Annotated in this window: 22 protein-coding genes and 1 pseudogene; 15 read left to right on the forward strand and 8 right to left on the reverse strand. The window is 45.1% G+C overall.

What is annotated here, in order from left to right:
• Window positions 1-63: 63 nt before the first annotated feature.
• From MHH86_RS08370 to MHH86_RS08385, 4 genes are all read left to right on the forward strand, one after another.
• A complete protein-coding gene (locus MHH86_RS08370; protein ID WP_036684443.1) occupies window positions 64-951 on the forward strand; it encodes a hypothetical protein in 888 nt (295 codons plus the stop codon).
• Between the two features lie 106 nt (window positions 952-1,057).
• Window positions 1,058-2,146 carry a 3-phosphoserine/phosphohydroxythreonine transaminase gene (gene serC, locus MHH86_RS08375; RefSeq protein ID WP_036684441.1) on the forward strand — a complete coding sequence of 363 codons (1,089 nt, stop codon included), beginning with the start codon at window positions 1,058-1,060 and terminating at the stop codon, window positions 2,144-2,146.
• A 124-nt stretch (window positions 2,147-2,270) separates the two neighbouring features.
• Window positions 2,271-2,735: a tRNA (uridine(34)/cytosine(34)/5-carboxymethylaminomethyluridine(34)-2'-O)-methyltransferase TrmL gene (trmL, locus tag MHH86_RS08380; protein ID WP_036684439.1), complete on the forward strand. Its 465-nt coding sequence runs from the start codon at window positions 2,271-2,273 to the stop codon at window positions 2,733-2,735.
• A 126-nt stretch (window positions 2,736-2,861) separates the two neighbouring features.
• Entirely contained in the window at window positions 2,862-3,116 is a 255-nt protein-coding gene (locus MHH86_RS08385) for an AbrB/MazE/SpoVT family DNA-binding domain-containing protein (RefSeq protein ID WP_036684437.1), read from the forward strand.
• Between the two features lie 346 nt (window positions 3,117-3,462).
• Here the strand turns inward: MHH86_RS08385 and MHH86_RS08390 are convergent, their stop codons facing one another.
• Entirely contained in the window at window positions 3,463-4,527 is a 1,065-nt protein-coding gene (locus tag MHH86_RS08390) for a phosphodiester glycosidase family protein (protein ID WP_143766132.1), read from the reverse strand.
• Window positions 4,524-4,931 (reverse strand): hypothetical protein, encoded by a 408-nt coding sequence (locus MHH86_RS08395; protein WP_036684435.1) that lies wholly within the window; start codon window positions 4,929-4,931, stop codon window positions 4,524-4,526. The genes MHH86_RS08390 and MHH86_RS08395 overlap by 4 nt, the downstream gene beginning before the upstream one ends.
• Window positions 4,932-5,215: 284 nt before the next feature.
• On the opposite strand from MHH86_RS08395, the gene MHH86_RS08400 reads away from it, so the two are divergent.
• The 3 genes from MHH86_RS08400 to MHH86_RS08410 all read left to right on the forward strand — a co-directional run bounded on the left by MHH86_RS08400 (window position 5,216) and on the right by MHH86_RS08410 (window position 7,395).
• Window positions 5,216-5,872, forward strand: a complete 657-nt coding sequence (locus MHH86_RS08400) for a response regulator transcription factor (RefSeq protein ID WP_036684433.1) — start codon at window positions 5,216-5,218, stop codon at window positions 5,870-5,872.
• A gap of 144 nt (window positions 5,873-6,016) precedes the next feature.
• The gene (locus tag MHH86_RS08405; protein WP_036684431.1) at window positions 6,017-7,234 is read left to right on the forward strand and encodes a PLP-dependent aminotransferase family protein; all 1,218 of its coding nucleotides are present in this window, start codon (window positions 6,017-6,019) and stop codon (window positions 7,232-7,234) included.
• A gap of 8 nt (window positions 7,235-7,242) precedes the next feature.
• Complete coding sequence (locus MHH86_RS08410) at window positions 7,243-7,395, forward strand: hypothetical protein (protein WP_155986577.1); 153 nt, start codon at window positions 7,243-7,245, stop codon at window positions 7,393-7,395.
• Between the two features lie 764 nt (window positions 7,396-8,159).
• Here the strand turns inward: MHH86_RS08410 and MHH86_RS08415 are convergent.
• Together MHH86_RS08415 and MHH86_RS08420 are read right to left on the reverse strand one after the other, a co-directional pair.
• Window positions 8,160-8,348 (reverse strand): annotated as a pseudogene (locus MHH86_RS08415) (DUF2161 family putative PD-(D/E)XK-type phosphodiesterase); the annotation flags it as partial.
• Entirely contained in the window at window positions 8,264-9,133 is an 870-nt protein-coding gene (locus MHH86_RS08420) for a DUF2161 family putative PD-(D/E)XK-type phosphodiesterase (RefSeq protein ID WP_341031992.1), read from the reverse strand. The pseudogene MHH86_RS08415 and the gene MHH86_RS08420, both read right to left, overlap by 85 nt.
• Before the next feature lie 194 nt (window positions 9,134-9,327).
• On the opposite strand from MHH86_RS08420, the gene MHH86_RS08425 reads away from it, so the two are divergent.
• The 3 genes from MHH86_RS08425 (at window position 9,328) to MHH86_RS08435 (ending at window position 13,488) form a co-directional block, all read left to right on the forward strand.
• Window positions 9,328-11,223: a PrkA family serine protein kinase gene (locus MHH86_RS08425; protein WP_036684429.1), complete on the forward strand. Its 1,896-nt coding sequence runs from the start codon at window positions 9,328-9,330 to the stop codon at window positions 11,221-11,223.
• 553 nt (window positions 11,224-11,776) lie between these two features.
• Entirely contained in the window at window positions 11,777-12,703 is a 927-nt protein-coding gene (locus MHH86_RS08430) for an AraC family transcriptional regulator (RefSeq protein ID WP_235219505.1), read from the forward strand.
• 344 nt (window positions 12,704-13,047) lie between these two features.
• Window positions 13,048-13,488, forward strand: a complete 441-nt coding sequence (locus tag MHH86_RS08435; protein WP_076141388.1) for a GNAT family N-acetyltransferase — start codon at window positions 13,048-13,050, stop codon at window positions 13,486-13,488.
• Between the two features lie 61 nt (window positions 13,489-13,549).
• Here the strand turns inward: MHH86_RS08435 and MHH86_RS08440 are convergent, their stop codons facing one another.
• The 3 genes from MHH86_RS08440 to MHH86_RS08450 all read right to left on the reverse strand — a co-directional run bounded on the left by MHH86_RS08440 (window position 13,550) and on the right by MHH86_RS08450 (window position 17,656).
• On the reverse strand, window positions 13,550-14,941 hold the full coding sequence (locus MHH86_RS08440; protein ID WP_036684424.1) for a SpoVR family protein: 1,392 nt from the start codon (window positions 14,939-14,941) through the stop codon (window positions 13,550-13,552).
• A gap of 733 nt (window positions 14,942-15,674) precedes the next feature.
• Window positions 15,675-16,688 carry a bifunctional glycosyltransferase family 2/GtrA family protein gene (locus MHH86_RS08445; protein ID WP_076214384.1) on the reverse strand — a complete coding sequence of 338 codons (1,014 nt, stop codon included), beginning with the start codon at window positions 16,686-16,688 and terminating at the stop codon, window positions 15,675-15,677.
• Window positions 16,685-17,656, reverse strand: a complete 972-nt coding sequence (locus MHH86_RS08450) for a phosphodiester glycosidase family protein (protein WP_143763153.1) — start codon at window positions 17,654-17,656, stop codon at window positions 16,685-16,687. The genes MHH86_RS08445 and MHH86_RS08450 overlap by 4 nt, the downstream gene beginning before the upstream one ends.
• Window positions 17,657-17,802: 146 nt before the next feature.
• On the opposite strand from MHH86_RS08450, the gene MHH86_RS08455 reads away from it, so the two are divergent.
• The 5 genes from MHH86_RS08455 to MHH86_RS08475 all read left to right on the forward strand — a co-directional run bounded on the left by MHH86_RS08455 (window position 17,803) and on the right by MHH86_RS08475 (window position 23,023).
• A complete protein-coding gene (locus MHH86_RS08455; protein WP_036684414.1) occupies window positions 17,803-18,519 on the forward strand; it encodes a response regulator transcription factor in 717 nt (238 codons plus the stop codon).
• A complete protein-coding gene (locus MHH86_RS08460) occupies window positions 18,519-19,454 on the forward strand; it encodes a sensor histidine kinase (protein WP_036684411.1) in 936 nt (311 codons plus the stop codon). Before MHH86_RS08455 ends, MHH86_RS08460 begins: the two co-directional genes overlap by 1 nt.
• Window positions 19,455-19,571: 117 nt before the next feature.
• Window positions 19,572-20,492: an ABC transporter ATP-binding protein gene (locus MHH86_RS08465; protein WP_036684408.1), complete on the forward strand. Its 921-nt coding sequence runs from the start codon at window positions 19,572-19,574 to the stop codon at window positions 20,490-20,492.
• Complete coding sequence (locus MHH86_RS08470; RefSeq protein ID WP_249267707.1) at window positions 20,476-21,177, forward strand: ABC transporter permease; 702 nt, start codon at window positions 20,476-20,478, stop codon at window positions 21,175-21,177. Before MHH86_RS08465 ends, MHH86_RS08470 begins: the two co-directional genes overlap by 17 nt.
• Window positions 21,178-21,385: 208 nt before the next feature.
• Window positions 21,386-23,023 carry an ATP-binding protein gene (locus MHH86_RS08475; protein ID WP_051491336.1) on the forward strand — a complete coding sequence of 546 codons (1,638 nt, stop codon included), beginning with the start codon at window positions 21,386-21,388 and terminating at the stop codon, window positions 23,021-23,023.
• A gap of 65 nt (window positions 23,024-23,088) precedes the next feature.
• Here the strand turns inward: MHH86_RS08475 and MHH86_RS08480 are convergent, their stop codons facing one another.
• On the reverse strand, window positions 23,089-23,940 hold the full coding sequence (locus MHH86_RS08480) for a DegV family protein (protein WP_036684402.1): 852 nt from the start codon (window positions 23,938-23,940) through the stop codon (window positions 23,089-23,091).
• Between the last annotated feature and the right edge of the window lie 49 nt (window positions 23,941-23,989).

The following is a 23,989-nucleotide window of genomic DNA, read 5'->3' on the forward strand; positions in this document are numbered from 1 at the left end:
AGACGTTTTTTTCAATAATGAATATTTATTCATTGTAACAATGAACGAAAGGGCGCGTTAGGTATGGGTTGCAGACTGTCAAATGGCATATTAACTGTCGATATCGCTGATATCGGAGAGTATAAGGGCACTCGTTTTGACTGGACAGGATTTATTACACAGGTGACATTAGAAGAGGGGAAACATACGTTTTGTGTGCCGGAAAGCTTGAAGCCAGGCGAAGGAACTGGAGGCAAGGGGCTTTGTAATGAGTTTGGCATTTCCCGGGCAATTGGATATGATGAAGCGCCAATCGGAGGCTGGTTTCCAAAAATCGGAGTCGGATTGTTACAAAAAGGAAATTCCCCATTATACAGCTTCAATGAGGAGTTCCCTTTAACCTCTTTTAGTAAGGATGTCGAAGCAGGGAATGATGCGGTCACATATACGATCCACCCAATGGAAAGCAACGGATATGCTGTGCAGCTAACCAAAACGATTTCTTTACAGGGGGATCAATTAACAATTGCATATGAATTGCATAACAAAGGTCAAAAGCCTTTCCATACGGAGGAATATATTCACAATTTCATCGGAATCGATGGGTTGAATATTGGGCAGGATTTTGAACTGCGTCTTCCGAGGGAACTCAAGGTAGTAGAACCAGAATCCTCCTATACGAAAGAATTGCTAGAGGTATCCGGGAATACTCTTACTTGGTCAAAGGAACCGGATAAACCCTTTTATTGCAAGTTGAGCGGTTGGGAAGGTCAGGAAAATGAGTTCACCTGGGAGTTGGTTCATAAGCCTAGTGGAACGGGCGTGCGAGAGAGTGGGGACTTTCCAGTAGAACGTATGGCCCTGTGGGGAGAAGGTCATGTAGTCTCTCCTGAAGTATTTGTGAACATTAGTCTTTTACCGCGTCAAAGCAAGAGCTGGCGCCGATCTTACCGGTTTTTCACTGCGAAATGAGAACCGTCTTAACCTTTTATGTGAATAATTATACTTGCTGGTGCGGGAGAATATTGCTATCATAACCATATCCATATTGATAGGAGAGAAAGGGTGGGGAGCAGTTTTGAATAAGAGAGCATACAATTTTAATGCCGGACCGGCAGCATTGCCGCTTACGGTACTGGAACGCGCACAAGCGGAGTTTGTTGATTTCCGGGAAAGTGGAATGTCTATCATGGAGATGTCGCACCGTGGTGCAATTTACGAATCCGTGCATAATGAAGCGCAGGAACGTCTGCTTTCGCTCCTCGGCAATCCGAAGGGCTATAAGGTATTGTTCGTACAAGGCGGAGCAAGCACACAGTTTGCAATGATCCCTATGAACTTGATTTCCGAAGGCCAAGTAGGTAGCTATGTAATGACAGGTAGCTGGGCGGATAAAGCTTATAAAGAAGCCAAATTGGTAGGAGGCGCTCATGTTGCTGCTTCTTCCGAAGATAAGAAATTCTTGGCTATACCTGAATTAAGTTCGATCAAAGCTGCGGAGAATGCTGCTTACCTTCATGTTACTTCCAACGAGACCATTGAAGGAACGCAATATGCAGAATTTCCGGATGCAGGCTCGATTCCGTTAATCGCGGATATGTCTAGTGATATACTTTGCCGTCCAATCGATGTGAACCAATTCGGAATGATCTATGCCGGAGCACAAAAGAACCTTGGACCTTCAGGCGTGACTGTAGTTATCGCGAAAGAAGAATTGCTTGCAGAATCACCTTCTAACATTCCTACTATCATGCGTTACAGCACTCATTATAAGAATAACTCTCTTTACAATACACCTCCATCTTTCTCTGTATATATGGTGAACGAAGTATTAAAATGGATTGAGGAGCAAGGCGGCTTAGCTGGCATCCATTCCAAGAACCTTGAAAAATCGGGTCTGTTATATGATCACATCGATGGAAGTGACGGTTTCTACCGTGGCGTTGCAGAACAAGGCAGCCGCTCTATTATGAACGTTACTTTCCGGATGCAATCAGAAGAACTCGAAAAGCAGTTTGTCAAAGCTGCTGAACTGGAAGGTTTTGTCGGCTTAAAGGGTCACCGCAGTGTTGGGGGCTTGCGTGCTTCCATCTACAATGCAGTTCCTTACGAAAGTGTAAAAGCACTGTCCGATTTCATGAACCATTTCCGGCAAACTCAAGGTTAATGAATTCTATCTATAACCTTCCGCCTTCTTGGTGGAAGGTTTTCAGTTTGTTTGGAGAAGCTATGGTTAGGCACTAGAGTAAAACATCTGGCTATTAAGCCTTTAGAGAGGAAGGAACCATATAATGGCACTCCATATCGTATTAGTCGAGCCGGAAATTCCGGCCAATACTGGCAACATTGCGCGTACTTGCGCCGCTACAGGCACTCATCTTCACTTGGTTCGTCCACTCGGATTCCGTACAGACGATGCTACATTAAAAAGAGCAGGATTAGACTATTGGCATGCTGTTACTATTGAATATCACGACTCCTTTGCTGAGGTTTTGGAGAAATATAACGAGGGGCGTTTCTTTTACGCAACGACGAAAGCAGAGAAAAGATACAGTGACTTTGAGTTCCAAGATGGCGATTTTTTTGTTTTTGGCAAGGAAACGAAGGGGCTTTCTGCAGAGATTCTAGAAGCAGGTAAAGAAACAAAAATGCGCATGCCAATGAGTGATGCTGTGAGATCTCTGAATTTATCCAATTCGGCAGCTATTATTGTGTACGAGGCGCTTCGACAATTGGATTTTCCTAATCTTATTTAAAAAAAGACAAATTTTTTATTTTTTTCAGCAGGATTCGACAATTAGGTAACGAAATATATTGAAAGAGCCGAAATAAGTAGTAGCTACTAAATAATTTTTCTTGAACAGGAGAGGTGTACGTTAGTTATGAAACCTGCTGGTGTAGTTCGCAAAGTGGATCAGTTGGGTAGAATTGTTCTGCCTAAGTCCCTGCGTAAAAGGTATCAGATGAATGAAGGCGACCCGGTTGAAATTTTGGTACAGGGTGACCATATCATCTTGGAGCGTTACCGTCCAAAATGTGTTTTCTGTGGATCAATGGATGGTGTAAGCGAATATAAAGATCGTTATATTTGTTCTGCATGCCTTTCGGAAATGACTCAATTGCCAAGACATGCCTAAGAAGTACATATTTTGAATTTTGACAGCCAAGAGCTTATAAAAAAACTGTCCTCTTCGTAGAACTCTTCTACTTGGGGGCAGTTTTTTTATGTATACGAAAAATGCCCCCGCACCAAGTGGCTGCAGGGACATATCGGCTTTATAGGCCTTTTGTTTTGTCGTCGTTGTAAGATGAGGTAAGGATGCCGACCGTAAATAACACAAATACGAACATTACGATCCAAAAGGTTAATGAGAACGACATACTGGCACCTCCAATAGCGAATGTATTCGTTATCAAGATTATAACCTGCAATTTAATAAAAATAAACGCAAATGTGATATGTTACATAGACAATTTACTATATTATTTAAAAAACAGGAAATTCGTTGGCACAGCTCTTAGATTTCCATCGGATGGTTTATTGATAACTCTTCCGTTAAAGATCAATGAGGAAGAGCCACCACCATCTAAATTATAAGCATCTACGAGGCCCATATTCGATAATTTGTTCTGAATCTCCTCCAGCTGTGCACCAGAGCTGCCATACTCATTATATCCATCTGCTACAAAAAGCAGGATCTGATCATCTTTATATTTGCCGATCACGGTACGTGGTGCCCGATTAGGGGATGTTTTCCACTTTTCGGGTATGGGTGTTTTAATGTTGTTTTTAAGGAGGACAGGCACAAAGGTGGCGCCGAATACCGGATCTAGCTGATCTAATTGTGCGCGACTGTAGAATTTCCCGCCGATTAATTGCCCGGATTTGTTCAGCCCAACAAAACTTAGGTCCTTGTACGTTGGCTCAAAACCGTATAAATACTTTCCATCCACTACAGTTGTGCTTAAGGGATAACGTTTTCCGGATTGATCTGCAAAGCCGCCCGCATTAATACCAGCAATGGCACCATTACGCTGTACGGCATGCATAGTAGTTTCCGCACCGGAGGCTGTCTCCGCCAAGCTCATCTTCATAGCGGTCGGGTCCTTCAATTTGATTTTCAACGCATAAGCTTTGTAGTTTCCTGGATTCAATCGATATAACTCAACTCTTATACGGTCGCTGGTAACAATCTCTGAAGGTATACCAAGCTTGACTGAAATCCTGCGGTTATAGATCAGTTCAGGCCGGTTCGCCTGAGTCTTTGCTGTTTCGACCAGCTTATTCATCGTAGTGGTAGTCTCTTTATATAGCTTGGCACTAGCGCTGACAGCATCAATGGTGTAAGCTGCGGAGGCCTCTGCCAGAGTCAGCTCTTTTTTTAAGGAAGCTGTTTCATTCACTGGCCCAGAGCTTGGTGAGAATTGTCCTACATCAAGGTCTAGCTGTAGCGGTGGTCGATACCACGACATACATATAAACAAGCCTATGAACGGTGCAGTTAGAAGCATGAAGAAGCGATTTACTCTTTTGACTGGCGTCATCATTTGATCAGATCCATTTCTTTCTTCAAAGCTTCTAACTGTTTGCTTACCTCACTCAATTGCGTATATAGCTTGTTGCTGTTATCTGTCTTGGCACTAGCATTATCTTTAGTGAAGGTTAATAGTTCGTTAAAGCTTTGCACTGTATTCTGCAATTCCTTCACTTCTTCAGAGAGAACGGCAATTTTTGCTTCATAGTCGGTCTTTAAAACGGTAAGCTGCTGCTGGCTCTGAGTACTAAGTTCGGTTAGCACTTGTTGCTTCAGATGGTTCGTGTAGCTGTATACAGCATATACGCCGAGTCCGATCATCATAATCCAGAACAGTAAAAACCATTTTACGGAAGGGCCGTTTCTCGCAGTAGTAGAGCGCGAGCGTACCGGGGACGTTTCCGCTAGCGGTTGCATTTTATCACCTCGGGTTGGTCTTTTTTTCAAGTCCCCATTCTATCAGACTTTGACAAGATTCGCAAAAATGTAAGAGAGTATGAAAACTAGAAAAAGTAATTGCATCCTATTAAACTACTGCGATACAATTTCTATAGATTGGAATTCTGATAGACGTACACAAGGTAACCAGCTAGAGATTATACAGACAAGTCATCATACAGCCTTGCTTGCGTTTTAACCGGAAACGCTGCGGCGCTTTCCTTTCTAGATGATTATATATAGAGCAGGGGGTCAGGGCATTAATGATGAAGGTTTGGCAGGTGGTCATTGTGGGGTGTCATCCTACAAGTATGCTGGGGACAAAATTGATTTTGGAAGAGGAAGAGGGGCTTAAGGTTCTGGGAATGTATTCCACTTGGGACGAAGGCGCTACCATCGTAAGGGAAAAAAATCCCGAGCTAGTGCTAGTAGATTATCATATGCCTGAGGGGAATATTGAGAGTGTGCTGTTAAATATGAAAAAAAGCTCACCAAACTCACATTTTGTCGTGATGACAGACGAAGACGGGCGAGAACTGCTTCAGCCCCTCGTAGAACTAGGAGCCAGCGGGATATTCTCGAAGGGAGCTTCTCCCCGTCAGCTTTTACAGCTGATCCTGGGTTTACGGGAGGGTTTTCTTTCAATGCCGTTGGAATGGATTGAAAAAGGAGCTTGGCCGATTTCGACATTTAAAGGATTAGATGATGTTCTGCAACTGACGGAGACAGAGATGTTTATCATGGAGCGAATCGTTCAAGGGATTACCTACGATAAAATTGCGCTTGAAATTGCGGTAAGCCGTCGGTCCATTGATAATTATTTGCGCAAAATCTATGTAAAGCTCGATGTTTCGACCCGGGCACAAGCGATTGAGAAATTCGCGCTCTTCTCAAGACAAAACAGGCAAATCTACGCCTAACCCACGCTTTACGACATAATGACGTATGGGGTGGAATATTCTTGGAGTAGAAGTAAGAATATCATGTTGAATGGGTAACCATCCCGTCCTTGGATGAGGATGACGAAGCCGTTTCTACTTGGTAACAGGGAAGGGGGATTTCGCATGATTTACGAATTTTCTGCTCGCGCACACACATTGTTGTCGTCATCGCTTCTTAGTATCCGCACCCAAACACGGAGAAGCTCCATGATATCGCTAGCTGAAGAATTACCAGCGGAAGAACTATTCCCATTGTCACTGCTTGCTGAAGCAGCATCTACGGTGATTTCAGCAGATGCGGGAGCACTGCAATATGGTGATCCTGCCGGGTACGGACCGCTTCGGGAGTGGCTTGCTGGGGATTGGCTTAAAGAAAAAGGGGTAAATGTTGTTGAGGGTGGAGTTCTGCTAACAACGGGTAGCCAGCAAGCCATTGATTTGTTGTCGCGGGTGTATATTGATCCAGGAGATCGTGTATTAGTAGAAAATCCAACCTCTCCAGGATTTTTGCAGACTCTTCGGATGCAGGGGGCCGTTATTATTCCTGTACAGGGTGATTTGGACGGGCTTGATCCGGAGCATTTGCGGAGCCAGATCGAGCTGCATAAGCCGAAAATGCTGTTCGCAACCCCTAGCTTTACCAATCCAAGCGGCATTTTATGGAGTTTGGAGAGACGCCGCGCAGTATTGGATTTATGTATCGCATATAACATCTTGATTGTGGAAGATGATTCTTATGGGGATTTGCACTTCCAGAAGCAGGGTGAACACAAGGCCAAAAGATATCCGTCTTTGTATGCACTGGAAAATATCAGCGATGGCGGACATGTGCTTTATATCGGTTCGTTCAGCAAGACCGTTGCGCCCGCGCTGCGGACGGGCTGGGCGGCAGGCAGCCGAGTCTTGATCAGAATGATGTCTGCGGCTAAGCAGATGGCCGATTGGCAGTCGAGCGCATTAAATCAGCGGCTGCTGCATCATTTATTGGATGTGTCTGCGTTTGATCTGCGTGAGCATATCGCGCAGCTGAATCGAGAGTATAACACCCGTCTGAAGCTTATGGTGGAATTGCTCAAGCGGCCTGCTTGGAAGGGCAGCTCCTATGATCTTCCATCAGGAGGCATGTTCCTGTGGGTCGCACCACCAGAGGGAATGGATGTTATGGCGTTGCTCAAATGTGCGCTAGGTAAGGGAGTGGCTTTTTTGCCGGGTCCGTTATGTAGTGTAGATGGAGTCAGCAATCACCTTCGCCTTAACTTTAGCCATCCCGGCCGGGATGAGCTGCTGCTTGGCATGAACCTGATGAGCGAAGCGGTTAAGGAGTTCACAGCCCGGAGTTAGGTAGTGGAATGAAAGTTGTGGATGAAATGATGGAAATGATGAAAACACAAGACACTCTTAGAGCTAAAACACGGACAGAATTACAAGTCGGGCAAGACGAAGTGCATGATGTGAGATTAATTAGGGAAATCCTCCCTAAAACTGGTCGATTTGAACTCTAAAATGGACTGTTTAGGGAATTTCTCCCTAAAAAATCAAGGGATACCCCGTTTTAGGGGGAAATCTGGCGAAAATCAGGGAGTAATTCCCTAAAATGCGGTTTTTAGCGTGTGAATCGAAGAATATTAGGGAGGATTTCCCTAATAACTTAGTGTGCCTTTTTCGGAATGGTGTTTTTAAAGCTTATTTTGCTTTGAATGATTTAGTATTAGTGGATGTTGAATGTAGCATAGGGGTTCTAATGTGAATAAATCAGCAAGAGTAGCATGTTTAAGCAAGAGTAGAGAAAATAGTAATTAATAAATAGCGCTCGTGTTCGAAGATTGTAAATAAGTTAGTTAAGTACAGTCAAGTAGAGCTGGATGAGGTACGCAGAGATATGAACGTGGTAAGAGTGAAATGCAAACGTGGTATGAATGAGTTACTAATGTGATGAGAGTGATTTACGAACGTGGGAAAAGCGAGTTACGCACGCGGTAAGAATGAAATACGAATGTGGTACGTATGAGATAGAGCGTGGTACGCACCAGATACTAATGTGTTATGTGTAAGATAAGAACATGGAATGTACAGAGATAAGATTCAAATAAGATTAGACATACGAAAAAGCATCCCGTAGTTGGGATGCTTTTTGGCGTTATTTAATATGTTATGTGTGCATCAGAATAATAAGTTTAAAGTCTGAGTAAATGATTAGAACCGAGGTAAAAGATTAGAACCCGACTAAAAGAGGTGCTCGATTGATGTACTGTCCAGGTTAGGTTAGCTAATTACTGGGATGATTGCTGTTATTGGGTACGCCGCTTGTTATCGCGGCATATTCAACCAGCGCCGCATGACCGGCTGGGGTTAGGGTATAACGCCCACGGCTTACCCGGTGAAACCAGCCGTAGTAGTTGTTCTGAAGCATAGCGGCGGCGGTGGGTACGCCGCTACGCTTCCGCAGCTCGGCCGGAGTGATGCCGGCTGAGCGGGGAGCGCTTCCTGCGGCCAATACGGCCGCTGGAAGCGTGCTTGAGGCAGCGCTAGGGGCACCGCTTCGCGTGCCTGCCGCCGCTGCCCCCGTGCTGCCGCGTCCCCGGCAGCACGGCTCTCCGGCGCTGAGCTCAGCGCCGGAACCTGTTCAGCGGTGCCCGCCGCTGAACGTTTGGCAGCTGCGAGCGAAGCCTTCGCAGCTGCCTTCTCTGCAGCGGCGGCGGCGTCCGCCTCCGCTGCTTGCAGAGAAAGCGCGACACGCAGCGCTTTCTCACGGTAGGCCGTCACGAGCTTGACGCGCGTGCTGCCGCCGGTGTTGTAGTCTCCGCTGCGCTCGCGGAACTCATAGAGCAGGCGCTCGCGCCGCCGCTTGTTGCTGCGCTGCGCAGGCGGCTTCTCGTCTGGCTCTACAAGCACCTCGACCAGCGGTGCTTTGGTCTTATAAAAGATAACGGTGATCAACCCAAGACCGAGCCGGCGGCATAACCCGCTAAGCTCGCCCCAGCGCTGGTTCACCGCACCTTTTTTATCACGGACACGTTCCACTGCGAGATAGACGATGGGACTGAGCTTCAACCGTTCTACCCCTTGCAGCAGCAAGGCGAGATTGAATGATTTTTTCATCTCCACGATCAGAGGATGCTCAACGTCCTCCCGAATCCCCACCAAATCGCAGGTCCGGACCTCACCTTTGATGCTGTAACCCTGCTTTTCAAAAAAAATCTTCAAAGGAGCGTACAGCTCCGTTTCATGTCGTACCGCCATCTTGTCACTCCCGTAGGCCTTTATTTTCGGGTTTCTCAATAAGGTTTTACAGCCATTTTCTGATTCTCTATTATAGCACAGTAAAAAAGAGGTCAACTATTCCGCGCTTGCCGCATAGGTATGTAATACACTTTTTAACGCTATAGGAGAGCAAGTAGAAGAGCAAGTAGGAGCGCAAGAGGAGGCAGCGAGCAATGGACATTTTTGAGCGTATAGCTTCGTATCGGGCTGAGAACGACCGGTTGGCGTGGAGCGGCACCTTCAAGCAGTATATAGAACTGTTGAGAAAAGACCCCTCTCCCGCAAAAACCGCTCACTCCCGCGTTTATGACATGATTAAGTCGCACGGCGTAGAGGACATAAACGGACGCAAACGGTATAAGTTTTTTGAACAGGAGATTTTTGGACTTGATCGTGCAGTCGAAAAGTTGGTCGAGGAATATTTTCACTCTGCAGCACGTCGGCTTGATGTTCGCAAACGGATTTTGTTATTGATGGGACCTGTCAGTGGGGGGAAATCGACCCTGGTCACGCTGCTTAAACGTGGTTTGGAACAGTACTCGCGGACAGATGCGGGTGCGGTATACGCAATAGAAGGCTGCCCGATGCATGAGGACCCGCTGCATTTGATCCCGCTGGAGCTCCGTCCGGAGATTGAGAAGGAACTTGGTGTACGTATTGAGGGCAACTTGTGCCCATCCTGCCAGATGCGTCTGAGAAATGATTATGCTGGTGACATTGAGCAGGTTAAGGTGACGCGTGTTATTCTGTCAGAAGAAGAGCGGGTAGGGATTGGTACCTTTAGTCCATCTGATCCGAAGTCTCAGGATATCGCTGATTTGACAGGAAGTATTGATTTTTCGACCATTACTGAATTTGGTTCGGAATCTGATCCGCGTGCCTACCGTTTTGATGGTGAGTTGAACAAGGCTAACCGTGGGCTGATGGAATTTCAGGAAATGCTCAAATGCGACGAAAAGTTTTTATGGAACCTGCTGTCACTGACGCAAGAAGGCAATTTCAAGGCTGGCCGCTTCGCGTTGATAAGTGCGGACGAAATGATAATTGCTCATACAAATGAAACCGAGTATAAGTCGTTTATTTCTAATAAAAAGAATGAAGCGCTCCAGTCCCGTATGATTGTTATGCCTGTTCCGTATAACCTCAGAGTTTCGGAAGAGGAAAAAATCTACGCGAAGCTGATCGCCCAGAGTGATATGAGTCATGTGCATATTGCGCCACATGCGCTGCGTGCCGCCGCTATTTTTTCCATCCTAACCCGTCTTAAAGAAAGCAAAAAACAAGGTATGGATCTGATCAAAAAGCTGCGGATGTACGATGGTGAAGAGGTCGAGGGCTATAAAGAGGCCGATCTTAAGGAGATGCAAACGGAGTATTTAGATGAGGGCATGTCCGGAATTGATCCGCGTTATGTTATCAACCGCATTTCCAGCGCTCTGATCAAAGGAGATCTGCAGTGCATGAACGCACTGGATGTTCTGCGGGCGATAAAGGATGGCCTGGATCAGCATCCATCGATTACAAAAGAGGAGCGGGAGCGTTATTTGAATTTCATCTCCATTGCCCGCAAGGAATATGATATTTTAGCGAAAAGCGAAGTACAAAAGGCATTTGTCTACTCCTTTGAGGAATCTGCAAAGACACTTTTTGAAAATTATCTAGATAATATCGAAGCTTTCTGCAATTGGTCGAAAATTCGTGATCCGCTGACGGATGAGGAAATGGAGCCGGATGAGCGGTTAATGCGTTCGATTGAAGAGCAAATTGGTATCTCTGAGAATGCAAAAAAAGCGTTCCGTGAAGAGATCCTGATCCGGATTTCCGCGTATTCACGCAAAGGGAAGAAATTCGAGTACAACAACCACGACCGCCTGCGGGAAGCGATTGAGAAAAAGCTGTTCACAGACCTCAAAGATATCGTCAAAATCACCACCTCGTCCAAAACACCTGATGAAAGTCAGCTCAAACGAATCAATGAGGTATGCGCCAGACTTATTGATGGACATCACTACTGCCCAATCTGCGCCAACGAGCTGCTGAAATACGTGGGAAGTCTACTAAACCGTTAAAAAGAGTTCATTTATGCGGGGTGTTCCAAAAGCCATGAAAATGGCTGTGGAGCACTCATTTTTTTGTCCTTCCATGTTTTATCTGCCTCCTTTTACCCTCCTAATGTTGATCTAAACGCCGCCACCCATCTGACTAATTTGGCTGTTGTGCGTAGGAAGTTGCTAAAGGACACAGGAGACCCTAAACGTAGATTGTGAGCATATTTCGCAGGCTATCGGGCCCCATGGTCGCTATTAGCAGGAAAAACCCTAAATATGAGCCTTTTTTTGAGTAATAGCTGCATTGGAGTCCGAAACTCCGCTCAAAAGGCGATATTTTGGAAAATAACGTCATCTGGGTCCTTTAGTCAGTCGTAGGGAGCAACTGAAGTGTAAGTAGGTTACGTGAATCCAGCGTTGTCTACTTCGAGGCTTAACCAAAATGATGGTGACTAAGAATACGCAGAGTTGTGATCCTTCTGTAAATGGAGGGGCACGCTGCTCTGTTTTTTTATACAGGCAATAATGCAGCTCAGCAAAACAGGAACAGTCCATCTCATGCGCAGTTGATATAATGAAATCACCGTACGGGGGAAGGCTGGTGCTGCACTTGAATTACAGTAAAGATATAGAAAAATGTGTTGAATATATAGAAGCTCATATCAAAGAAAATATAACGGTGGAAGAAATAGCGACTGAGGTCGGATATTCGGTGTATCATTTTTGCCGAGTGTTCAGCTTGTGCAAGGAAATGTCTGTGATGGAATATGTGCGGAGCCGAAAATTATCCTTAGCCTCAATTGAATTATTTGCTGGAAAAAAGATCATTGATATTGCGCTGGACTATGGTTTTGAAACACAAAGTGGCTTTACTAAAGCTTTTCGCAAAACCTTTGGTTATAGTCCGACACAATATGCGGCGCGGATGGATGGGTTTAGTAAAGGAAATTCAATATTTGATATCGGAGGTTATATTATGAATCCTGTTTTTGTTCGTAAGCCTGCTTTTAAGGTGGCTGGTTATGGTATCCAAACTAATGTTGCGGGTAGTATGTACACTAAGGATATTGCTTCTTTTTGGAGCCATTATGAGGGTGAAAACCTGGAGTCCAAAATGTATAAAATACTAAACCCGCCTAAACACGGAGAAGTTGGTTTATGTATTCCGTCTTCAGATAACGGCAATGCCACCTATCTTTTGGGTGTTATTGTTGAGGACTACTCCAAGGTAGAAGCTGATATGTTGACGATGGATGTGCCAGAAGCCGAATATGCCGTGTTTACAACACCTCCGGTGGATACTTCAACGGATACAGAGCAAATACAGTTTGCCCAAGTCATAAAAAGCAGCTGGAAGTACATCTTCGAAGAATGGTTTAAGGATAGTGGTTACGTTTATGACGAGACTAAGCTGGATTTTGAGTTTTACGATGAACGCTGCCATTCGCGGCCAGATACAGTGATGGAGATTTACGTTCCTGTGAAAAAGTTGACTGAATAGTCGATAAGGGCAAATACCGCTCGGTGATAATTGTAATTTCTGAAATGTTTGGACTTTATGTCGCTGACAAAGGCGAACGCTACGCGCCTACATTTTTAAACTTCCTTACGTTACGTTCACCTGGGCATTTGCCATGTGCAGTTATTAAGTCGATATGAGGGTGTCGATGAAGGTCCGCAGCGTGTTACCGCTGCGGGCCTTCTTTTTTAGGAATTCCCATATGGGAAACGTAGATACCTTGGAGGAGTTATACATCGAAATTAATACGTTTGACGAGTATGATCTTCCGTAGTTTAATAGAGTCAATTAATAAGGTAATTCGAAAATAACGGAGAGTGAAGCAGATGATTAGAGAAGCGAGAGCAGATGACTGGCAAGACATAGAGGAATTATTAGAACAGTTGGGATATCCGAATACAGAAATGTTCATGCAAGAAAAAATAGAAAAGCTAATCCTACATCCGGATGAGGAATTATTGGTTTTTGAGGAAGATGATAAAGTGGTAGCTTGTATTTCCATGCATTACATACCCCAATTAGGTCTGGTAGGAGAGACTGCAATTATAAGTTATCTTGTGGTGAGTAATGCCATTAGGAGCAAAGGAATTGGACGTAAGCTTGAGGAGTATTGCGCTGAATTAGCTAGAAAAAGAAACTGTGATAACATTCAGGTACATTGTCATTCCAGAAGAACTGATGCGCATAGATTTTATGCTCGGCAAGGATTTGTTGAGGCTCCAAAATATTTCTCGAAGTCGTTAAAAGAATCTGAATCCTCATTTTAGCCAAAGCAAAAAGCGGCAGACCAGGGTGTTAATACCCGTTTAGGTCTGCCGCTTTTTAATTCTAAATAAACTTCCGCTGCACCTTTTTGCCATCGTATGAAAAACGCGCCTTTTTGTCTTCCACAACCGTCTGTAGATGAACCGTCCGCCCCCATAAAGAGTAGATGTGAGGGAGTGTGCGCTCCAGGTACTTCAGATCCAGCTCGATGCTTTCATAGCGATGAGTTATAAATAATTCACCATTCTTCTCGAAGTCTGCATCCTCAATGACCAAGTAAGGAGACCCCCCATTGACCCGGGCGAGCACCAGTTGATCGCGTACATTTTCCCATGCTTTATCGGTGATTTTCCATTCGGGGCCTTTTTTCTCAAAAACATAAAGATCGAGGTCGTTCACCAATTCCTTAGATAGATAGCTGCGGATAAAAGAGGTATCGGATTCCAGCTCACGTACTTCAAAGATTTTCTCGCGGTCCCAGCGGCGTTCGATGTCTTCAAAGATTTTCAGCCCCAGATAGTAAGGATTCAGGCTTTGCCGTGAGGGCTGCACGACGGATGAATTCAGTTTTGCGTATTCCACTGTTTCCTCTTCGGTCAGATCTAGTTCGCGAACGATGCGCTGATGCCAGTAGGAAGCCCAGCCTTCGTTCATGATCTTTGTTTCCATCTGTGGCCAGAAGTAGAGCATTTCATCATGGAGCATCGTCATAATGTCACGTTGCCAATCCTCCAAAACAGTGGAATATTGCTGAATGAACCAGACCATATCTTTTTCTGGCTCTGGGGGGAAAGCACGATTTCCAGAGGGTGCTTCCTGCGGACCGGTAGTGCTTTTATCTAGATTCCATAATTCGTCATAAGGATTGGATGATTTCGAGCCACCTGGAGGGGCATCTTTGAGCTCCTTCATCTTAGCTTCCAGCAGGTGAGTTTTGCCCAGCTTGCGTGGTTGGATCAGACTGGGGTCTATATGCTCTTGGATAGCCAGCACTGAATCGATGAAGCTCTCCACAGCATCAGTTCCGTAGGTTACAGAATAACCGGCAATCCGATCTGCTGTAGCTGACATACTCTCGACCATATCTCGGTTGGACATGGAGAAACGCATATTATTTTTGAAAAAATCACAGTGCGCTAGCACGTGGGCAACAATCAGCTTATTCTGAATCAGTGAATTTCCATCCAGCAGGAAGGCATAACAAGGGTTGGAGTTAATAACGAGCTCGTATATTTTGCTCAGTCCGAAATCGTATTGGGATTTCATTTTATGAAAGGTTTTTCCAAAACTCCAGTGTCCAAATCGTGTAGGCATTCCATAAGCGCCGAATGTATAAATGATATCTGCGGGGCATATTTCATAACGCATGGGATAAAAATCTAAACCGAAGCCAGTGGCTATTTCCGTAATCTCGGCAATTGCCCGCTCTAGCGCATTAATTTCTTCGCTTGGCATGAATCTTTCTCTCCCTCCAGCTTGGGCTTATGCTGCAACCTATTCTGACAAGGCTGCAAAGGTTCCGCGACAACGTCCGGGACTGTTCCATTTATATATATGGGAGAGTAGATGAGTGTATGACGTTCTGAATTTCTGAGCAAAGATAATGTGATTTTGCATACATTATTGGAAGGACGCACTAGCTTTTTTTGTATGCGATTCTATCAACGGTACCCTTCTCGGTGAATTCGGACTCAGATGACGTTATTTGCAAATTTCCAGCCTTTTGAACAGGGTTTCGGACCCCACAGACGCTATCCCACAGAAAGAGGCTCATATGTGGTGTCTTTCTTGCCAATAGCGGCTATGGGGTCCGTTAGCATACCAAAAGTGGAATAATACTGCGATTAGTGTCATCTGTGTCCGATAGGTGCCCAATAGAAGCTCCATATGAGTTCGAGGAGCAGTTCCATAGGTGCCCAATAGAAGCTCCATATGAGTTCGAGGAGCAGTTCCATAGGTACCCGATAGAAGCTCCATATGAGTTCGAGGAGCAGTTCCATAGGTACCCATAGTACTCCACAAGTATCCGATTAGTACTCCATAAGTGTTCGAAAAGTACTCCACAAATGTCCAATTAGTGCTTCACAAATTCCCGATTGCTCACCACACGAGCATAAGCGGTTCAGAGAACGTAACCTTCCCCAGAGTTCCTAAACCCTCAGTACACAAACCCTCGATACACAAACCCTCAGTACACAAACCTCCGTTGCGCCCAATAGCTGAATAAGAAGATTGAAGCCTCGGTCAGTAGCTTGGCGGCGACAAGCGGAATAATCAGCTTTTCATTATAGAAATAGAGTAGCCCATAGTTGAACAACAACACGAGGATCACCAGCGCAAAATATTTGGGAAGCGACGCCTGAATCTTGGAGCGTTTGCCGCCCGTGAAGACATATTTTCGATTCATAGAATAGTTGAAGACAGAACTGCACAATCTCGCGGCCGCGACGGACAGGAATAGGTTATGGCTGAGACTCTGGAACAGGAATAAGAGTGTGAAGTCGAGCAGAGCTGACAGCAGCGAAGAAGTGCTGAATATCAGTATTGGCAGATAAATCCTAAAGGAGTCCATCAGAGGCCGGAAATGGGAGGATTTATTATCGTCCAGATAGACGGTATCGATGTACTCTTCCGTAATGGTGTACCCCTCTTTATGGGCGGTCAGCAGCATGTTCATTTCATATTCAAACCGTTCACCGGGAATATGGCATAGCCAATCAAGCATTGATATGGGGTAGCCGCGCAAGCCAGTCTGTGTATCATAAATCTTAGTGCCTGTAGTTAAGGAAAAGACCGTCCGGGTTACCGAGTTGCCGAAGCGGCTGCGCAGAGGAATGGTTCCGGTGAACCGGCGGCTGCCGAGTACGATTCCCGGGGTAGTCTGGTTCCGCAGAGATTCAACGATTCGGCTAATATCATAAGGCAGATGTTGGCCGTCGCTATCCGCGCAGACTACATAGTCCGGCACCCCAACTTCCTGAATATACTGGAACCCTGTCTTCAGAGCACGTCCTTTACCGAGGTTGACTTCATGGGTTAGGACAGTGCAGCCGAATGCTTCGGCCATATCGAAGATTTCACGGTAGTGCGGGCCGCTGCCGTCATCCACAAGAACAATAGGTTCAAGCTGGAAATTATGCAGCTGTAAAATCAAATCGAGCAGTCGTTCATCTGGCTCATAGGCTGGGATCAGTATAGTCATGATGTTGCACCCTCCTTGATATAAAGAATGTCGCTGACGCCCCGCTCCTTGTTTTTGCCCTGCGGATTATTTACGACCCGTCCCATGAAGTACATAGTGGATGAACCACCGCCGTCCAGATTGTAGGCTTCTGTGGCGCCAAGGTCGGACATTACATCGGCTAGCTCAGTAAGGGTCATCCCACGGCTGTACCCTTCATTGCGCCCGTCAACTACGACAAACACATAATGGTTTGGTGCGATCATACCAACTGCGGTGCGGGGATTCGCATTCTGGATGGAATGGTTGCCGAAGTTGGTATCGATTTTGACATTGCTGAAATCACTGGCAATCTCCCCGTCCTGAATCAGAATCGGACCAAAGGAAAGGGTATCGGTGGCCCCTTGCGCCAGCAGTTCAGAGGAAGAAATCTCTTCCTCGTTATAGGTTTGCATTGTCCCATCATCGAACAGCGCCATTGCATCCCGCACAGGATCATCACGATACACCGTGCCGTTACGGATAATCACTCCGTCATTGCGGAAGCCATAGTAATCCCCGTTGATGGCAAATATCGCATTGTTGGCGGAAGCAATGTCCGAGGTATCTTCAGTGATGTTTGTTCCAAAGCTGTTGTCGGCAAAGGCAGTGCGCAGGCTGCTCGCTTCCTTGAGGACGACATCAGCGACAAAATAAGTGATTTGGTCTGATCCGGAACCGGTCTGCACTTGGTCGATCTGGATCTGAATATCATCACTGGAGTAATTCCAGTCGTCAGAGGTTGCGTTAACTTTGGCAGCTGTAACGGCTGTAGCTCCTGAGCTGCTAGTTGTAGCTGCATCATCCGCAACCACGACTTCGACATGTTCGATTAAGTAACGATCTGCCAGACTATATATCACTGTGCCGAGAAGCAGGAGGACAATGATCATCACGATCAGCAGTTTTCGTTTGAAGCTCCAGGCTTGTTTACTGCTCTTGTTCAACATTGAAGCATCACCTCTTTTTGTAAGTTGTTAAGGCCATCATACCTGGGCTACCTTTAATGAAACTGAAATAAAAACTGAAATAGTAAGCGCTCCGGGAAATTGGTATAATTTAACGAAGAGGTTTTCGACTACGGGGAGGTTTGGACATGCCACAGCGTGTGCTGCTGATTGAGGACGACGAAGCAATCAGTGAAATGGTCAGGTCTTATTTGGTAAAAGAAGGTTATGAGATTGAAGCTGTATTTGACGGTGAAGTAGCGGAGAGAACATTTCGGACCGGGGGTCCATTTGATCTTGTGCTGTTAGACCTTATGCTGCCGAAGCGAAGCGGGACTGACATTCTTCAGACTATCCGTGCGGGGAGTCTGGTTCCAGTGTTGATCATGTCCGCCAAAGACAGTGATGTAGATAAAGCGCTTGGGTTAGGCTTTGGGGCAGATGATTATATTACGAAGCCCTTTTCTATGATTGAGCTAGCGGCTAGGGTGAAGGCAGCGATCCGTCGTGCAGGTTATGCATCTCCCAGTATCCAAGTGGAAGATCAAGCTCCGGTGAAGCAAATGATCTCCATTGGCCGATTGACTGTAGATTTAGATAACTTCTCTGCGTTGAAGAATGGGGAAGAAGTAAAGCTAACGTCGAAGGAATTTCATATTCTTAAGCTGTTTGTGACACATCCGGGCCGAGTATTTACCAAAGCGCAGATTTATGCGAGCGTATGGGAGGATGATTATTTCGGGGATGAGAACGTCATTAATGTACATATGAGAAGATTGCGTGAAAAAATAGAAGACGACCCCTCCCATCCCGAATACATTAAGACGTTATGGGGCATCGGGTATAAGCTGGGAGAACAGCTATAATGATTGCGGTGCTAGGTATTGTCATTGTGCTCTTACTGGCCGTCATTGTGTGGCAATATCAGAATTCGCGTAAAGCTTCTAATGATTTGCGATATATGCATGACAAGTTAAGCAGCATTATGGAAGAAGGCTCACATGAAAGATTGCTGCTGTTCAGCGGTAATTTGGAGCTGCAAAACGTGCTGATTGACCTGAACCGGCTGCTGGATATCAATCATAAAGGAAGCATTGAGCGTGTGAGGCTGGAGAAATCCATGCGTAATATGCTGTCTAATATTTCTCATGATCTTAAGACTCCGCTAACGGTTGTGCTTGGTTATATTGAGACCATTCAGCAGGATGAGCATTTGCCGGCTGAGGAACGGGAACGGATGATGAAGATGATTCATCAAAAAGCCAATGAAGTGATCCAGCTGATGAACAAGTTTTTTGATTTGTCCAAGCTGGAATCAGGAGATCGGGAAGTTGCTCTTTCACGAGTTGAGGCAGGTGAAGTATGCAGACGCAACATCCTTTCTTTCTATGATATCCTCAGTGCTAAGGGCAGTGAGGTGGAGATTGAGATTCCGGATGGGGCTGTTTACTTCATGGGAAATGAAGAGGCTCTTGATCGAATATTGTCCAATCTGTTGTCGAACGCAATTTCTTATGGCGACGCGGGGGGCGTATTAGGATTAAAGCTCTATAGTGATGAGAACAAAGTATACATAGAGGTGTGGGACCGGGGAAAGGGCATTAGTGAAGTACACCAAGATAAAGTATTTGAGCGTCTGTATACGCTGGAGGATTCAAGAAACCGGGCTTATCAAGGCAGCGGTCTAGGTCTGACGATCACCAAAAGATTAACGGAGCAAATGAATGGAACGATTACACTGGTTAGTCAGCCGTATGTGAGAACGGTGTTTACCCTTTCTTTTCGCAGATTACGCTTCTAAGGAATAGAATTGTGCGCAGCTTAAGATTTTCGTAAGAAACGAGTAATAAAAAAGAAAATTCTGCTGTGTACAATAAGAACTAAGGAAGACGAGACGAAAACAAAGGGGAGCGCGGAATTGACTACAATACTTCGGACAAGAAATTTAACGAAAACCTATCAAGGTAAAGAAGTCGTAAGCAATGTGAATATGAATATTAAGCAAGGTGAAATTTACGGGTTTCTTGGACCCAATGGTGCTGGCAAAACTACCGTGATGAAAATGGTCACGAACCTCGTTAAACCTACGAGTGGAGAAATTGAATTTTTTAATGAAAAAATGACAGAGCATTCTTACGAAATGCTGAAGCGGATGGGCTGCATCATTGAATATCCCGTGTTTTATGATAAATTGACAGCCAAGGAAAATCTGATTTTGCACGGAGAGTACATGGGCTATTATGATCCGCAAGCGATTGGTGAAGCGCTGGAGCTCGTAAAGCTCACAGGTGTCGATAAAAAGCCGGTGAAGCAATTTTCACTTGGGATGAAGCAACGACTGGGTATTGCCAGAGCCTTCATGACGAAACCTGAGCTGCTCATTTTGGATGAGCCGATTAACGGGCTTGATCCTGTGGGAATCAAGGAGATGCGTGAAGTGTTCCGGATGCTTAGCCGTGAATATGGAATGACGTTACTTGTATCTAGTCATATTCTGGGGGAAATAGAGCAGATTGCTGATACGATCGGTGTGATCCGGCAGGGTGCTCTGGTAGAAGAAGTGGCGATGGATTCCATTCGTGGCCAAAATACTGAATATATCGAAGTGGTTACGAACGAGATTAATAAAGCAGTGTATGTGTTGGAGCATAAGCTTGGGCTTAATAATTTCAAAGTGCTGGACCATATTACAGTAAGAATATATGACGATGGAATCTCACAGCGTGATCTGAATAAGGCGTTAGTGCTAGCAGATGTGGAAATTGAGAGTATCAGCAAAAAACAACATACGCTGGAAGATCATTTTCTGCAATTGATTGGGGGTGAAAGCATTGCTTAAATTAATATCTTTGGAGATTCGGAAGAATAAGCTAAAAACGCTTCTTACAGGTGCTGCAATCGTTAATCTTGCGATTCTTGCTTTTATGATTATGGTTTTATTCGTTGATCAAAATGAGAGCGAACCGTCGTTTGCTTCTTATGCAGAGTTGTTTGAGGGTGTGTTCGTTTTTGTAAAGGCTGCTTATATTATTTTCGCTTCGGTTATTATTAGCAAGCTGGTGATTGATGAGTATAAGAACAACACCATTACTCTTCTCTTCATGTATCCTATCTCACGTAAAAAGCTAATGACTGCGAAAATATTGATAGTGTTCGCCTTCACATTTGTTGCCATTATCGTGGCAGACATTGTAGTCGGCGCTATCCTAATAGGATTCAATTCCTTTGCAGGGCTAATTCCGGGTGAACTGACCCTTCATGTAATCACATCAGAGCTGATTAAGTTAGGCGCAAACGCATTTTATGCCGCGGGTATCGCTCTAATTCCATTGTACTTTGGGATGAAGAAGAAATCAGTCCCGGCCACCATCGTCTCAGCTGTGTTAGTTACCTCCCTAATTTCTGGGGGATTTGATCAAGCGCGTTTAGGTAATTTAGCGGCGGTGTCGATCTCACTTGGTTTGCTAGGAGCAGCCATTGCCTATATGGCCATTCGCAACATTGAACATAAAGATATCGCCTAATAGATTCGGAATTCCCCCCTTTTATAACCCTTTTGTAACGATGAAAAAGCATCGTGATTGGGGTTATAAAGGGGGGATTTGACGTTTATCTACGACTGATTTCCGTAATTTTGATATAATAGATATGAAATATATTTTAAATTTTAGATGAACATTGCCCGTTTAGGGGTAATGATAATGGATGAGAGAGCCTGAGGGGATGTGAACTGTGGATAAAGACTGGACGTCCATTCTGAGACGGTTGCTTTCGGAAGAGAGCGCTTATAAATCGTTATATGACCATCATCCTGATTTGATATTCGTTCTGGATAGACAAGGTCGCTGCGTAGGAACCAACCTAACGTTCCATCTAGGCTCCGGCGCAGAAGCGCAGTTTCAAAATACAAGTCCGATATCAGCAAAGAGAAAAAAACTTGGCAATATTGCTAGTTTTGAGGCTGCTCTGCAGGGGAACTCCTCAAGCTTTGAGCTACAAGATTTAGAGAATCCCAAAAAAGGCTCGAATTGCGTAGGCGTTAAACTTTTACCGATCAGAACGGAAGAAGGGATCGCCGGGGTATTCGCGATTACCAAAGTAGCTAACGGAAGCGCTCTTTTACATGCGGAATTGTTACAAGACTGGTTGGATGAATTGGCAGACACCTTGGACACTGAAATACCTGCCAAGGGAGAAGCGGAGGTAAGCTCCAAAGATACCTCAATAGTAGCTGTGAAGGATCAACAATCGAGTCTCATTCTGAATTCTGTCTCTGCGGGAATCTTTGTGCTCGATACAACGGGGCGAACTCTTTTTATTAACCGTGAGGCAGCAGATATGCTAGGCTATCAACCTACAGAATTGATGGGTCTGAAGCTTATGGATTATATCCATCATATCCAAGGTGACGGTTCGCGCTATTCGACGCCTGATTGCCAGATTAGTCTTACGATAGAGGATGGAATCATCCGTAAAAAAGATGATGAGATCTTCTGGCGTAAGGATGGCACCAGTTTTTTTGTTAATTACCGGGTGGCACCTCTTATTGATGAAGGGCTGATCGCAGGTGCGGTTATTGCCTTCAGTGATATTACGAATGAGCGAGAAATCATTCGTGCCAAAGAATCAGCAGAGCAGGCAGCGCAAGCCAAATCTGATTTCTTAATGATGATGAGCCATGAAATTCGGACGCCGATGAACGGGATGATCGGAATGGCTGATCTATTGTTGGATACTGAGCTTGGAGAAGAGCAGCGAGGTTATGCCGAGATTTTACGCAGCAGTAGTTATACGTTATTGCAGATCTTGAATGACATTCTTGATTTCAGCAAAATGGAAGCAGGTAAAATGTCACTGCAATCCGAGAAGTTTGATCTCCGCGAAATGATCTCAGACGTCATTGATTTATTTGCACCGAAAGCGGAAGAGAAGAAGCTGGCATTACGGTGGTGGATGGATACTAGCGTTCCAACCATAATCATTGCTGATCCGATCCGCTTGCGGCAGATTGTCGTGAATCTGGTAGGCAATGCGCTGAAATTCACTGAACGTGGGAGCGTGACCCTATCGGTGAAGAACATTCCACTATCTGATGAACAAGAATTTTTGTTGGAATTTTCAGTGCGGGATACAGGTGTAGGAATTGCCGGTAACAAACTCAATCTGTTGTTTCAATCTTTCTCACAGCTGCATCCGTCCATAAACCGTAAATATGGAGGCACAGGTTTGGGACTGGCGATTTGCAAGCAGCTCGTTGAGCTGATGGGTGGGACGATCTTTGTAGAAAGTGAAGAGAATCAAGGTTCTACGTTTCGTTTTATGCTGCCTTGCAGAGCAGAAGATATAGAGCTGGAAGTAACTTCAAACTAGGGGGGGTTACACACAAATCTCCGGTCCATTTGCTTAAGAAGCAATGGCCGGAGATTTGTGTGTTATTAGTCCTGAAGCATATACATGAGACCTACAGTATGCGGCCCACAATGGCTGCCAATTACACAACCAGCATGGAGAATTGCTATTTCATTAACTTGAGTTTTCTCTCGTAGTGCTGACTCCAGATAGAGTGCATCTTCTTCCGCCAAGGTATGGACAACGATGAGCAACTCTTTATCCATTCGATCGATGTGAACCAAAGCGTTCTGGAGCATTTGTTCCACAGCTTTTTCCTTTTTGCCACGGATTTTGCTAGTAGGTATGATGCTTCCATCTACCAGTCTAAGAACAGGACGGATTTTGAGTAGACTACCGATGAAGTTCTGCATGCCTGAACAGCGTCCACCCATATATAAGTAATCTAGCGTATCCACAACGAATTCAGTTTCCACAAGGTTGCGGCTGTGCTCCAGCATGGCTGCAATCTCCACCGCAGTGTGGCCTTTTTTAGCAGCTCTGACAGCCTTCATAACAAGGAGGGCAATGCCTCCGCACAAGGTTTGCGAATCTATGACCTGTACGCGTCCCTCAGGAAATTCCCCGGCAGCCAAAAGTGCATTCTGATATGTAGAGGATAGTGAGGAGGAGAGACTGATATATACAATATCTTGTCCGCTACTAATCACGGGTTGAAATGCAGCAATGAAATCTGCTGGCGAAGGTGCTGCCGTTTTCGGCAATACTCCACTAGCGGCTACACGGCGATACACTTCCTCGGGTGTAATATCTTCACCATCTTTGTAGGTACCTTCTTCAAATACTACATAAAGAGGAACGATGCCGATGTCATAAGTATCCTTCCAGTTTTGAGGTAAATCGGAAGTGCTGTCTGAAAATATTTTTACAGTAGACATGAAATTCTCCTTCACCGATAATTCGGATGACAATAATCAATAATCATTA

Origin of the sequence: Paenibacillus sp. FSL F4-0097 (assembly GCF_038593125.1) — a bacterium.
Taxonomy (GTDB): domain Bacteria; phylum Bacillota; class Bacilli; order Paenibacillales; family Paenibacillaceae; genus Paenibacillus_AQ; species Paenibacillus_AQ odorifer.